We start from the raw sequence: 12843 nt of genomic DNA, 5'->3' as shown, positions 1-12843 counted from the left end.
GTGCCGGTGGCGGGCGCCGGGACCACCGCGGGGCGGACCGCGCCCGCCACCGGCACCGCGACCGAGGCGGCGACCAGCGCGGCGAGCAGGGTTCGGCGCAGCCGGTGGCTGTGCGGGCGGGACGCCATGGGGAGGTCCTTCCGGCCGGGGCGGTCTGCTGGGTGTCCGCCACCGAAGCTAGGAAGGAGGGGCTGTGGTCCGCGTCGCTCTCGGGAGCGCACCTCGCGGGTAGCTCCCAGGTACTACGGGTAGGGCAGGGGGAAGCCGCTGCCCTCCGGGCGGCCTCGCACCCCACCGCGGCCCGGGCGCGGGCCCCGTCGCCCGCTCGCCGTCATGCGGGGGCGGCACCTACGCCTGGGGTGCCGAGGGACCGCATCGCGCCCGGCCGCCCTCCCGCTGGGGGCGATCACGTCGTCAAGGACGGAGCGGGAGGTCCGCAGGTCGGCCTCGCACCCCACCGCGGCCCGGGCGCGGGCCCCGTCGCCCGCTCGCCGTCATGCGGGGGCGGCACCTACGCCTGGGGCGCCGAGGGACCGCATCGCGCCCGGCCGCCCTCCCGCGGGGGGCGATCACGTCGTCAAGGACGGAGCGGGAGGTCCGCAGGTCGGCCTCATATCCCACCGCGGCCCGGGCGCGGGCCCCGTCGCCCGCTCGCCGTCATGCGGGGGCGGCACCTACGCCTGGGGTGCCGAGGGACCGCATCGCGCCCGGCCGCCCTCCTGCGGGGGCGGTGCCCTCGGCCGCCGGGTGCTTCCGTACCCGACCCGGCCGTCAGCGCTGGGCGGCCGCGGCGGTGGCGGCCACCTGTTCGGCGATCTCGTCGGGGGCGGCGGCGATCACGTCGTCGAGGACGGAACGGGAGGTCCGCAGGTCGTCAATGGCCCGGGTGATCCGGTCGCGCTCGCGGAACAGGTCGGCGAGCAGGTCGGGGCAGGTCGGCACCAGCCGGTCCGCCTCGTCACGCAGGCAGGGCAGGATGGCGGTGATGGTGGCGGTGTTCAGGCCGGCGGCGAGGAGAGCGCGGATGCGCCGCACGGTGGCGAGGTCCGCCTCGCGGTATTCGCGGTAGCCATTGGGCCGCCGCTCCGGACGGAGCAGGCCCTGCTCCTCGTAGTAGCGCAGCAGCCGCTCATGGACGCCGGTCCTGCGGGACAGCTCGCCGATCCGCACCTGAACCTCCGGATGGTCTTCCCCTGCACGGGAAACGCCACTTGACTCTCACATCCATGTGAGACTTTAGCGTGCCGGGCATGAGTAAGAGCCATGCCTCGCTCGCTGCCCTGTGTGCGAGCGTCTTCGTCGTCGGTACCTCGGAATACCTGGTCGCGGGGATCCTGCCGGAAATCGGCGCGGACCTTCGGGTGTCGCAGGGCACCGCCGGGCAGGCCGTCACCGCCTACGCGCTCGGAGTGGTGCTCGGCGGTCCCGCGGTGACCGTGCTGACCTCCCGACTGCCCCGCAAGGGGCTGGCGATCGGCCTGATGCTGCTGTTCGCCGCGGGCAGCGCGCTCAGCGCGCTGGCCCCCTCGTTCGGGGTGCTACTGCTCGGGCGGGTGGTGTCCTCGCTCAGCCACGCCGCGTTCCTGGCGCTGGCGCTGGTGATGGCCACCAGTGTGGTGCCCGAGCACCGGACCGGCTCGGCCATCGCCACCGTGGCCTCCGGTTTCACCGTGGCCACCCTGCTCGGCGTCCCGCTGGGCGCGCTGCTGGGTCATGCCGCCGGGTGGCGCGCCCCGTTCGCGGTGCTGACCGCCCTGACCCTGGCCGCCGTCGCGCTGCTGGCGCTGGTGCTGCCCCGGCAGCAGGCACCGGCGACAAGCCCGCGCGACGAGCTGCGGGTGGTGACCCGCGGGCCGGTGCTGCTGGCCATCGCCACCACGGCGGTCGGCTTCTCCGGCGTCGCCGTCGTCTTCACCTACATCTCGCCGCTGCTCACCCAGGTCTCCCACTTCTCCTCGGGAGCCGTCTCCGCCCTGCTGCTCGCCTACGGCGCCGGCAGCTTCCTGGGCAACATGGCCGCCGGCAAGCTCACCGACAGGTCGTTGTCCGCGACCGTGCGCGGGGTGTTCGGCGGTCTGACCGGTGTGCTGGCGGCCATGCCCTTCGCCGTCGCGTGGCAGCCGACCGCCGTACTCGCCGTCCTCGCCCTCGGGTTGCTCGCCACCGCCACCATCGCCCCGCTCCAGGGCCTGATCCTGCGCCACGCGAACGAGGCCCCGAACCTGGCCGTCTCGGTCAACGTGGGCGCCTTCAACCTCGGCGCCGCCGCGGGTTCCGCGCTGGGCGGAGCCCTCGTGGCCGCCGACGCGCTGCGGTGGACCGGCCCGGCCGGAGCCGTACTGAGCCTGACCGGACTGGCCCTGACCTACCTGATCCTGCCTCGCCGGCAGGCGGCCGAGGCTCCCCGAGGCACCCCCGTCCCCTCGGCCCACGGGTAGCCCGCGGGTACGACGGCGGGGAGCCGGGTGCGACGGCGGGAGCCGCGGGTACGACGGCGGGGTCCTGCGGGCGACACTCACCCCCGGCGAAGCCCCGCTGCCTGACCCCCGCAGACAGCCAACCAGCGCACGGCACAAACCAACTGCCGGAGCACCCCGCGGGCAACGCCTCCCCGGCGCGTGCGCCCAGCGCAAGGTCGCAGCCGAACCCGCGAACGACCCACCGCCGCCCCTCAGTACGTGGCGCGCTCCAGCGGCAGCAGGGTCCTGCGGGCGACCGGAGAGGAGAGCACCACCGAGGTCGTGGTGCTGCCCAGCACCGTGACCTGGGCCAGCACCTCCTCCAGGTGCCCGGTGTCGGCGACCCCCACCTTCAGGATCCAGCAGTCCTCGCCGACCACATGGTGCACCTCCAGGATCTCCTGCCGGGCGATCAGCTCCAGCGTCCTGGGGTGCCGCAGGGTGTATCCGGCGTGGGGATCGACCCGTACGAAGGCCTGGAGCGCGTACCCGAGGCGGGCCGGGGAGACCTGGGCCCCGTAGCCGGTGATGATGCCGCTCGTCTCCAGCCGGCGGAGCCGGTCGGAGACCGCGGCGGGGCTGAGGTTGACCCGGCGGCCCAGTTCGCTGAGGGTGATCCGGCCCTCCTCCTGCACCAGGGCAAGCAGCCGGCGGTCCACCGCGTCGCAGCCGGCCGAGGAATCGGGTGCCGAAGCGCGCGGCGACCGAGTTTCTTTCGGTGAGCGGGCGGCTTCTCCCATGATTCCCCCTTCAAGGCCCCGCGGATGACCGGGAACACTATAGGTCGCCCCGCACCACCGCGGCCGAGAGCCGCTTGCCGGAAGGAAGTCCATGCGGCGGATATGCGTCATCGGCGGCAGTCGCTATTTCGGTAAGCGGCTGACAACCCGATTCCTGGCGGCGGGAATCGAGGTCACCGTGGTCAATCGCGGTTCGGCGCCGGCACCGGCCGGAGCCGTCCATCTGGTCGCGGACCGGGACGACGAGGCCTCGCTCAACGCCGCGCTGGGCGACCGCGCCTTCGACGTGGTCGTCGACCAGGTCTGCTACACGCCGCGGCAGGCGGACATCGCCCGCCGGGTCTTCGCCGACCGGACCCGGCGCTATCTGATGACCTCCACGGTCGAGGTGTACGACCGGCTGCACACCCCGGACCTGGTGCGCGAGGACGCCGTGGACCCGGCGGGTCGGCCGGTGGACCTCTCGCTGCCCTGGGACGACCCCGCCTTCCTGGACGCCCACTACGGCGAGGGCAAGCGGCAGGCGGAGGCGGTGTTCACCAAGGACGCGGCGTTCGACTTCCTCTCCGTGCGCACCGCCCATGTGCTGGGCGGCGCGGACGACTTCACCGGCCGGCTCGCCCATTACGCCGAGCGGATCGGCGCCGAAGAGCCCGTCGGCGTACCGGCGGACAACCACCCGGCCACGTATATCCATGTGGAGGAGATCGCCGATTTCCTGTTCTGGGCGGCGGGCGCGGAATTCACCGGGCCAATCAATGCCTGCTCGCACGGCGAGTTGAGTACCGCCGACATCTGCGCGGCGGTCGCGGAGCGCATCGGCGGCAAACCGCCGGAGTACCGCACGGTGCCCGGCGCCGAGGCCTCGCCCTTCTCCTTCGAGCGCCACTACGGCATGGACAACTCCCGGGCCACCGGCCTGGGCTTCACCTTCTCGCACAGTGGCGACTGGCTTGCCCGGGCCGTCGCCGAAACCCTGGGAAAGCAGGATCACTGAGATGCGCTACCGCCCCATCGGCGACGTCCCGGTCGGCGCGATCGGCCTGGGCGCCATGCCGCTGTCCATCGAGGGCCACCCCGAGGAGGCGCGTGCCCTGGCCACCGTGCACGCGGCGCTGGACGCGGGGGTGACCCTGCTCGACACCGCCGACTCCTACCACGCACCGGGCACCGAGCCCGGCCACAACGAGCTGCTGATCGCCCGTGCGCTGGCCCGCTACGGCGGTGACACCTCGAAGGTGCTGGTGGCCACCAAGGGCGGGCGGGGCCGTACGCCCGAGGGCGGCTGGACGGTGAACGGGCGCCCGGAGCATCTGCGGCGTGCCTGCGAGGCTTCGCTGCGCCGGCTGGGGGTCGAGGCGATCGGCCTGTACCAGCTCCACAAGCCGGACCCCGAGGTGCCGTACGAGGAGTCGCTGGGCGCCGTCCGCGAGCTGGCCGAGGAGGGCAAGGTCCGGATGGTGGGGGTCTCCAACACGGACCGCGACCAGATCCTGCTGGCGCGCGAGGTGCTCGGCGAGCGGCTGGTGTCGGTGCAGAACGAGTTCTCCCCCGCGGTACGCGGCAGCGAGCCGGAGTTGCGGCTGTGCGCGGAGCTGGGGCTGGCGTTCCTGCCCTGGAGCCCGCTGGGCGGGATCTCCCGCAGCTCCCTGGACGGCCCTTCTTCCGAGCCGGGCGGCGCGGCCCCCGCGCACGCCGGCTTCCACACCGTCGCCCGGCGGCTGGGGGTGAGCCCGCAGCGGGTCTGCCTGGCCTGGCTGCTCACGCTGTCCCCGACCCTGATCGCCATCCCGGGCGCCAGCCGCCCGGAGACCATCCGCGACTCGGCCGCGGCGGCCGACCTGGTGCTGGCCCCGGAGCACCTGGCGGAGCTCGACGCCGCCTGAGAGACCCGGCCGCGGCGGGGCCGTACCCGTACCGCCGCCAGACGACCTCCGGTGCCGGCCTGCCGCGCGGGGAGGTCCGGAGATACGGCGGCGCCCCGCGGTCGAAACACCGCGGGGCGCGCTGTGCCGTCCGCCCCGCGGCTCCCAGGGCCTTGGCCACCGGGAGCCGCGGGGCGGATCCGTCTTCTTCTGCCGCGTACCGCGGGTCAGAGCTGCTTGGCCGGCTCCTTGGCGAGCGCGTCGGTGGCCTCGCCGTCACCGTGGCCGTCGTCGATCAGCGTGGCCTCGTCGAACGGCAGCCGCCCGGCCAGCACCTCGTTCAGCCGCTCCCGGTCCAGCTCCTTGGTCCAGGTGGCGACCAGCACCGTGGCCACCGCGTTGCCCGCGAAGTTGGTGAGGGCGCGGGCCTCGCTCATGAAGCGGTCGATGCCGACGATCAGGCCGACGCCGTCGACCAGTTCGGGCCGGTGCGACTGGAGACCGCCGGCGAGGGTGGCCATGCCCGCGCCGGTGACCCCGGCGGCGCCCTTGGAGGCGATGATCATGAAGAGCAGCAGCGAGACCTGCTGGCCGATGGAGAGCGGGTCGCCCATCGCCTCGGCGATGAACAGCGAGGCCATGGTGAGGTAGATCGCCGTGCCGTCGAGGTTGAAGGAGTAGCCGGTGGGCACCGTGATGCCGGCCACCGGGCGGCTGACGCCGGCGTGCTCCATCTTGGCGATCAGCCGGGCCAGGGCGGACTCCGAGGAGGAGGTGGAGAGGATGAGCAGGAACTCCCGGCCCAGGTACTTCAGCAGCAGGAAGATGTTCACGCCCGCGACCAGCCGCAGGATCGTCCCCAGCACCAGGAAGACGAAGAGCGCGCAGGTGACGTAGAAGCCGATCATGATGACGGCCAGCGACTTCAGCGCGTCCACGCCGGTCTCGCCGACCACCGCGGCCATGGCGCCGAAGGCACCCACCGGCGCCACCCACATGATCATCGACAGCACCCGGAAGACCAGCCGCTGGATGTGGCCTATGCCGCGCAGCACCGGCTCCCCGGAGGCGCCCATGGCCTGCACTCCGAAGCCGACCAGCAGCGCCACCAGCAGGGTCTGCAGCACCTCGCCCTCGGTGAAGGCGGAGACCATGGTGGTCGGGATGATGCCGAGCAGGAATTCCTGGGTGGACTCGCTGGCGCCGGCGGCCTGCCCCTGGCCGGCCTTGGCCGCCTCCGAGGTGAGGTGCAGCCCGCTGCCCGGCTCCAGGATGTTGCCCACCAGCAGGCCGATGGCCAGCGCCACGGTGGACATCAGCAGGAAGTAGCCGAGGGCCAGTCCGCCGACCTTGCCGACCTTGGCGGCCTTGCGCACCGATCCCACGCCGAGCACGATCGTGCAGAAGATGATCGGCGAGATCAGCATCTTGATGAGGTTCACGAACCCGGTGCCGAGCGGCTTGAGCTCGACCGCGGTGTCGGGGGCGATCAGGCCCACCGCGATGCCGAGCAGCACCGCGCCGATCACTGCGATGTACAGGTAGTGGGTCCGGTCCCGCCGGGCGCCTGCCGGCTTGCTCTGGCCCGGTGGCGGGGTCTGCGCAGCCACGGTGCTGCCTCCTTCGATCAAGACGTGGACCTGACATTCGGCCCTGAATACGGTCCGGCCGCGGCTTTCCGCAGCTCACGCGTTCCGGACGGTCCCGGTGACTATGCACCCCGCCTGTGCGGGCCGTCACGCTTGCGTTCATTTCGTTCATCAGTGAACCTGCGTGCACACTGTCCGGCATGCGCCCCCTCCGTCCCCGCAGCCTGGCCGGCCAGCTCTTCGCGATGCAGGTCGTCCTGGTCGCCGCCGTGGTGGCGGGGTGCGCGGTGTTCGCCTACCTGACCGACCTCCACCAGGCCGAGGCGGCGGCCCGGCGGCAGGCGACGGCCGCCGCCACCGCGGTCGCCGACTCCCCCGCGGTGGTCCGCGCGACCCGCTCGGCCGACCCCTCGGCGGTGCTCCAGCCGTACGCGGAGCGGGTCCGGGCCGACACCGGGGTGGCGTTCGTGACGATCATGAGCCCGCGGGGCATCCGCTGGACCCACCCCGACCCGTCCCAGATAGGGCAGCCCTTCCTCGGCCACACCGGCCCCGCGCTGCGCGGACGCACCTTCTCCGAGACCTACACCGGCACCCTGGGCCCCTCGGTCCGGGTGGTGGCCCCGATACGGGACGGCGACCGGATCACCGGGCTGGTGAGCGCGGGCATCACCGTGGAGGAGATCAGCGCCCGGGTCCGCAGCCAGCTGCTGGCCCTGCTCGGGGTGGCGCTGGCCGCGCTGGCGCTCGGCGGCGTGGGCACCTATGTCATCAACGCCCGGCTGCGGCGCCACACCCACGGGATGAACGCCGTCGAGCTGAGCCGGATGCACGCCTACCACGAGGCCACCCTGCACGCGGTGCGCGAGGGGCTGCTGATGCTGGACGGACACCGGCGGGTGGTCCTGGTCAACGACGGCGCCCGGGAGCTGCTCGGGCTGCCCCCGGACGTGGTCGGCCGGGTGATCTCCGACCTGGGACTGCCCACCCCGCTCAACGGCGCCCTGCTGGCCGCCGAGCCCCGGGTGGACGAGCTGCACCTGACCGCCGAGCGGGTGCTGGTGGTCAACACCTCGCCGGTCTCCAGCGGGGAGCGGCGCGGCACCGTGGTGACCCTGCGTGACCACACCGAACTCCAGGCGCTCTCCGGCGAGCTGGACTCGGTACGCGGCTTCGCCGAGGCGCTGCGCTCCCAGGCGCACGAGGCGGCCAACCGGCTGCACACGGTGGTCTCGCTGATCGAGCTGGGCCGGGCGGACGAGGCGGTGGAGTTCGCCACCGCCGAACTGGAGCTGGCGCAGACGCTGACCGACCAGGTGGTGGCGGCGCTGGCCGAGCCGGTGCTGGCCGCGCTGCTGCTGGGCAAGGCCGCGCAGGCCAACGAGCGCGGGGTGGAGCTGGTGCTGACCCCGGACAGCCGGATAGACGACGGAGTGCTGCCCGCCGCGCTGCCGGCCCGCGACCTGGTCACCATCCTGGGCAACCTGATCGACAACGCGCTGGACGCCGCCGCTGAGGAGGCGCTGCGCGCGGTGGCCGGGCCGCACCCGGACGGTGCGGGCGGCCGGGCCCGGGTGGTGGTGACCGCACGGGCGGACCAGGGCGAGTTGCTGCTGCGGGTCGCGGACACCGGGGCGGGGGTGGATCCGGCGGCGGTCGAGGAGCTGTTCCTGCGCGGCTGGACCACCAAGGCCGCGCCCACCGGCGCCGCGGCGGGTCCGGGCCGGGGCCTGGGGCTCGCCCTGGTGCGGCAGGCGGCCCGACGCAACGGCGGCACGGTGGCGGTGGGGCGGGCGCCGGGCGGCGGCGCCGAGTTCACCGTACGGCTGCCGCTGACCGCCACCACGGAACCGGAACCCACCGCGGGCGGTGCGCGATGAGCACGGCGCGGCAGGTCCGAGTGCCGATCCCCGGACCGTGCACCCACCCCGAGGGATGCCCGATGAACGCCCCGCGGACGTCCCGCGGTGCCCGTGCGGGAACCCGCACCCACCGCGAACGGCGCGCGATGAACGCGACACGGAAGGCCCCGGCACCGATGCCGGAACCGGCCCCCACCGCGGGCGGTGCGCGATGAGCACGGCGCAGGAGATCCGGGTGCTGGTGGTGGAGGACGATCCGGTCGCCGCCGACGCCCACGCCCTGTACGTCTCCCGGGTGCCCGGCTTCCGGGTGGCCGGGGTGGTGCACTGCGGCGCCGCCGCGCTGCGGCAGTTGGAGCGCTCGGCGATCGACCTGCTCCTGCTGGACCTCTATCTGCCCGACGGCCACGGGCTGCGGCTGATGCGTTCGCTGCGCGCCGCCGGCCACACCGCGGATGTGATCGCGGTGACCTCGGCGCGCGATCTGGCGGTGGTGCGGGAGGGGGTCTCGCTGGGCGTGGTGCAGTACGTGCTGAAGCCCTTCACCTTCTCCGTGCTGCGGGACCGGCTGCTGCGGTACGCGGAGTTCCGGGCCAGCGCGGGCGAGGCCAGCGGGCAGGACGAGGTGGACCAGGCGCTGGCCGCGCTGCGCGCCCCGCGCCCCGCCGAACTGCCCAAGGGCCTGGCCAGGGCCACCCTGAGCGCGGTGACCAACAGCCTGCGCGCCGCCGAGGACGGCATCTCGGCGGCGGCCATGGCGGAGGCGGTGGGCATCTCCCGCATCACCGCCCGCCGCTATCTGGAACACCTGGTGGAGGCCGGCCGCGCGGCCCGCACCCCGCAGTACGGCCAGGTGGGCCGCCCCGAGCTGGTCTACCGCTGGCTCAACGGCCGTTGACCGGGCAGGGCATCGGCCCACCCTCCTCGCTCCCCGGCAACGCCGGCGCGGATCACCCCCGTCGGCGGTAGGCCACGGCGTCACGGTGGACGTGCCGCGCCCCGTCGACCACCCGTACGGGGACCGTCGCGGGGATTGATTTTTCACTGAGCGCGACCGTACGGTCACCGAGCAGCCCCCCGAAGGCTAGGAGGAGTCGTGCGCCCCACCGCTCCACTGATCCTCGCAGCAGCCCTCGTCGCCACCGCCGGTCTGGCCGGGTGCGGTGGTTCCGATGACGATCCGGACACCGTCAAGGTCGTCTACAACCGGAGTACCGACAACGCGATCCGCTTCAAGGACCGTCTGCTGGAAGACGTGAAGAAGCAGTTCGAGAAAGCCCATCCGGGCAAGAAGATCAAGCTGATTCCGATTCAGGCCGCCGACAACGACTACGCCGCCAAAGTGCAGCAGATGATGCGGTCCTCGAAGACCGCGCCCGATCTGGTCTACGAGGACACCTTCCGGATCAGCTCGGATATCGCCGCCGGATATCTGCGGCCGCTGGACGGATATCTGAAGTCCTGGGATTCCTGGGGGCAGTTCGCACCCACCGCGAAGGCCGCGGGCAGGGGCGAGGACGGCCGGACCTATGGCGTCCCGGACGGCACCGACACCCGCGGTCTGTGGTTCAACAAGCAGATCTTCGCCCGCGCCGGGCTGCCCGCCGACTGGCGGCCGAAGAACTGGGACGAGGTGCTGGACGCCGCCCGCACTGTCAAGGAGAAGGTGCCCGGGGTCACGCCGATCAACGTCTTCACCGGCAAGGCGGGCGGGGAGACCTCGGTGATGCAGGGCCTGGAGATGCTGCTGTACGGCACCGGGCAGGACCCGCTGTACGACCCGCGGGCGCGGAAGTGGCGGGCCGGCGGGGCAGGGCTGCGCGACGCGCTGGGGTTCGTCCGCACCGTCTACGCCGAGAAGCTGGGCCCGGACGTCTCCGACGCGCTGAACCCCAACGCCAACACCGCGGTGGCCAACGAGTGGCTGCCCGACGGCAAGCTGGCGATCGCGCTGGACGGCTCGTGGCTCGGCCAGCACTGGCTGGACACCGGAGGCCACCCCTGGCCGCGGTGGTCCACGACGCTCGGCCAGGCCCCGATGCCCACCCAGCACGGCCAGCCACCGGGCCGGGTCAGCATGTCCGGCGGCTGGGCCTGGGCGATCACCGCCAAGTCCGACAAGCCCGATCTGGCCTGGAAGTTCATCGAGACCCTCCAGTCGCGTGACAACGCTGTCCGCTGGGACGTGGTCAACGCCCAGATCGCGGTCCGCCAGGATGTCGCGGCCGATCGGAGGTACCGCACCGCGATGCCCGGCATCGCCTTCTTCACCGGGCTGGTCCGGTACACCCACTACCGGCCGGCGACACCCGACTATCCGCAGGTGTCCGCCGCTCTCGCGGAGGCCATGGAGGCGGTGACCACCGGGGACTCCACCCCCGCCGAGGCCGCCGACTCCTACGGCGGCAAGCTGAAGGAGATCGCCCCCGGCGCCGTACTGAAGTCGCGCTGATGGCCGCCGCCACCCGTACGGAGCCGGCGCCGCGCCCCCGGCTCCGGGTCCGTACCGCCCCGCGCCGCCGGCCGCTGCGCTGGCTGCCGCTGGCCCCGGCCACCGTGCTGATGGTCCTCTTCCTCGGTGGCCCCATCGCCTACTGCTGCTACATGGCGTTCACCGACATGCAGTTGACCGGGTCCCCGGACACCCACTTCGTGGGCCTGGACAACTTCACCCAGGCCCTGGGCGACGCCGACTTCCGCAACGCCGTGGTGCTCACCCTGGTCTTCACCCTGCTCTCCTCGATCGTCGGCCAGAACACCCTGGGGCTGGCGCTGGCCGTGCTGATGCGGCGGGCCTCCCGGCCGGTGCGGACCCTGACCGGCGGGGTGGTCGTCGCCGCCTGGGTGGTGCCGGAGATCGTGGCGGGCTTTCTGCTGTACGCCTTCTTCCGCCGCGAGGGCACCTTGAACGCGGTCCTGGACTGGCTGCGGCTGCCCTCCCAGAACTGGCTCTACACCCTGCCCATCCTGGCCGTCTCCTTCGCCAACGTGTGGCGCGGCACCGCGTTCTCCATGCTGGTCTACTCGGCCGCGCTCGCCGAGATCCCGCAGGAGATCACCGAGGCGGCCGAGGTGGACGGGGCGGGCGGGCTGCGCCGGCTGTGGCATGTCACGCTGCCGATGATCCGCCGCTCCATCGGCACCAACCTGATGCTCAACACCCTGCAGACGCTCTCGGTGTTCGGGCTGATCTGGGCCATGACCCGGGGCGGGCCGGGCCATCGCAGCGAGACCCTGCCGGTGTACATGTACGACCAGGCGTTCCTCAAGGCCCTGATCGGCTACGGCACCGCGGTGGCCCTGCTCCTGCTGCTGGTGGGAGCGCTGTTCTCGGTGGTCTTCCTGCGGCTGATGCGGGAGGAGGTGTGATGCGCCGGCACAAGGGTGCGAACCGCGCCGACCGCCATCGCGGCGCGGCGCCCACCGGCCGCCACCGGCGTCCGCGTCCCGTGGGCCGCCGCCGGTCCCGGGCCGACCGCCACCGGCTGGCCGCCGACGCCGCCCTGCTGACCGTCACCGCGGCCTTCGTCCTGCCGCTGCTGTGGCTGGTGTTCGCCTCGCTGGACGACCGGGCCACGCTGCGGGTGGCCGCGCCGCACTCCCCGACGCTGGACAACTTCTCCGCGGTGTGGACCGACGAGATCACCTTCACCCCGATGCTCAACAGCCTGCTGCTGTGCGGCGGAGCGTCCGCGGTCACCGTGGTGTGCGCCGCGCTGGCCGCCTACCCGCTGTCCCGGTTCCGGTCCCGGCTGGTGCGTCCGTATCTGCTGACGATCCTGTTCACCACCTGTCTGCCGATCACGGCCGTGATGGTGCCGGTCTACGGTCTCTTCGTCCAGACCGAGTTGATCGACACCCTGTACGGAACCGCGCTGTTCCTGGCCGCGGCGCAGCTTCCGTTCGCCGTCTGGCTGATGAAGAACTTCATGGACGGGGTGCCGGTGAGCCTGGAGGAGGCGGCCTGGACGGACGGCGCGTCCTGGTGGCAGACGCTGGTTCGCGTCATCCTGCCGCTGATGGGCCCGGGTTTCGCGGTGGTGACGGTCTACAGTTTCATCATGATGTGGGGAAACTTCTTTGTCCCCTTCATGTTGCTCCTGTCACCCGATCAACTTCCCGCGTCCGTCAGCATCTTCACGTTCTTCGGAAACTACGGTTCGATCGCGTATGGCCAGCTCGCCGCGTTCTCCGTCCTCTACTCGACACCGGTGGTTCTTCTCTACGTCATGATCGCCAGGCGACTTGGCGGCGGATTCGCGCTGACCGGAGCCGTGAAGGGGTGAATCCGCTTCCGCCTGATCACTATTCGGTGGCAGGGTCATGTC

The 12843-nt window shown here is 72.6% G+C and carries 11 protein-coding genes; 8 read left to right on the top strand and 3 right to left on the bottom strand.

What is annotated here, in order from left to right:
* Window positions 1-771 precede the first annotated feature (771 nt).
* Window positions 772-1170: a MerR family transcriptional regulator gene (locus tag E4099_RS05835; RefSeq protein WP_135337862.1), complete on the bottom strand. Its 399-nt coding sequence runs from the start codon at window positions 1168-1170 to the stop codon at window positions 772-774.
* Between the two features lie 80 nt (window positions 1171-1250).
* On the opposite strand from E4099_RS05835, the gene E4099_RS05830 reads away from it, so the two are divergent.
* On the top strand, window positions 1251-2438 hold the full coding sequence (locus E4099_RS05830) for an MFS transporter (protein ID WP_135337861.1): 1188 nt from the start codon (window positions 1251-1253) through the stop codon (window positions 2436-2438).
* 233 nt (window positions 2439-2671) lie between these two features.
* Here E4099_RS05830 and E4099_RS05825 read toward each other — a convergent pair whose 3' ends face one another.
* Entirely contained in the window at window positions 2672-3199 is a 528-nt protein-coding gene (locus E4099_RS05825; RefSeq protein ID WP_135337860.1) for an Lrp/AsnC family transcriptional regulator, read from the bottom strand.
* A 91-nt stretch (window positions 3200-3290) separates the two neighbouring features.
* Between E4099_RS05825 and E4099_RS05820 the strand changes: the two genes are divergently transcribed.
* Both E4099_RS05820 and E4099_RS05815 read left to right on the top strand, forming a co-directional pair.
* Window positions 3291-4196 carry an NAD-dependent epimerase/dehydratase family protein gene (locus tag E4099_RS05820; protein WP_135337859.1) on the top strand — a complete coding sequence of 302 codons (906 nt, stop codon included), beginning with the start codon at window positions 3291-3293 and terminating at the stop codon, window positions 4194-4196.
* Between the two features lies 1 nt (window position 4197).
* The gene (locus E4099_RS05815) at window positions 4198-5085 is read left to right on the top strand and encodes an aldo/keto reductase (RefSeq protein ID WP_135337858.1); all 888 of its coding nucleotides are present in this window, start codon (window positions 4198-4200) and stop codon (window positions 5083-5085) included.
* A 206-nt stretch (window positions 5086-5291) separates the two neighbouring features.
* On the opposite strand, the gene E4099_RS05810 is transcribed toward E4099_RS05815, so the two are convergent.
* The gene (locus E4099_RS05810; RefSeq protein ID WP_135337857.1) at window positions 5292-6674 is read right to left on the bottom strand and encodes a cation:dicarboxylate symporter family transporter; all 1383 of its coding nucleotides are present in this window, start codon (window positions 6672-6674) and stop codon (window positions 5292-5294) included.
* A 179-nt stretch (window positions 6675-6853) separates the two neighbouring features.
* On the opposite strand from E4099_RS05810, the gene E4099_RS05805 reads away from it, so the two are divergent.
* From E4099_RS05805 to E4099_RS05785, 5 genes are all read left to right on the top strand, one after another.
* Window positions 6854-8533, top strand: a complete 1680-nt coding sequence (locus E4099_RS05805; RefSeq protein ID WP_135337856.1) for a sensor histidine kinase — start codon at window positions 6854-6856, stop codon at window positions 8531-8533.
* 193 nt (window positions 8534-8726) lie between these two features.
* Window positions 8727-9413, top strand: coding sequence for a response regulator (locus E4099_RS05800; protein ID WP_135337855.1), 687 nt, complete (start codon window positions 8727-8729; stop codon window positions 9411-9413).
* 198 nt (window positions 9414-9611) lie between these two features.
* Window positions 9612-10967, top strand: coding sequence for an extracellular solute-binding protein (locus tag E4099_RS05795; RefSeq protein ID WP_135337854.1), 1356 nt, complete (start codon window positions 9612-9614; stop codon window positions 10965-10967).
* Window positions 10967-11884 (top strand): carbohydrate ABC transporter permease, encoded by a 918-nt coding sequence (locus E4099_RS05790; RefSeq protein ID WP_135337853.1) that lies wholly within the window; start codon window positions 10967-10969, stop codon window positions 11882-11884. The genes E4099_RS05795 and E4099_RS05790 overlap by 1 nt, the downstream gene beginning before the upstream one ends.
* A complete protein-coding gene (locus E4099_RS05785; protein WP_135337852.1) occupies window positions 11884-12801 on the top strand; it encodes a carbohydrate ABC transporter permease in 918 nt (305 codons plus the stop codon). The genes E4099_RS05790 and E4099_RS05785 overlap by 1 nt, the downstream gene beginning before the upstream one ends.
* Window positions 12802-12843 lie beyond the last annotated feature (42 nt).

It is taken from the genome of Streptomyces palmae (assembly GCF_004684805.1).
In the GTDB taxonomy this organism is placed as follows: Bacteria; Actinomycetota; Actinomycetes; order Streptomycetales; family Streptomycetaceae; genus Streptomyces; species Streptomyces palmae.
Note: the sequence above shows the minus strand (reverse complement) of the source record. Positions and strands in the feature narration are given on the sequence as shown.